Genomic DNA, 440 nt, shown 5'->3' on the forward strand with positions numbered 1-440 from the left:
TAACTCATCTATGCTGGCAGTTTCCATCGGATCGAGCTGATCCTGCTTGAACTGGTCTCGAATATTCATGCTGAGTCTCTCTATCTATCTTTTATTGTTGTTTTGATAAGGTAATGAAACCCACTCAGGGGTTCTGCAGCATCCAACTGGGCGCCGACTGTTTTCTTTTTTATATTTTCCGACTAGCCAAAGGCCGCCAGGCCAGTGCCGACTATCCGGTCAGCTCAGTCATTTGTTAGCTCAATCACCATGGCAATCCCTTGGCCAACACCGATACACATGGTACAGAGAGCATAGCGACCACCGATACGTTGCAATTGATACATTGCGGTCATTACCAGACGAGCACCACTGGCTCCCAGCGGATGACCGAGCGCTATGGCACCGCCGTTCGGATTAACGCGAGTCGAATCATCCGCCAGGCCCAGCTCACGCAGTAC

The 440-nt window shown here is 50.7% G+C and carries 1 pseudogene; it reads right to left on the reverse strand.

Features of this window, described 5'->3' with window-relative positions:
- Window positions 1-224: 224 nt before the first annotated feature.
- Window positions 225-440, reverse strand: a pseudogene (locus Q4563_RS16250) (3-oxoadipyl-CoA thiolase); the annotation flags it as partial.

The organism is Gilvimarinus sp. 1_MG-2023 (assembly GCF_030548285.1).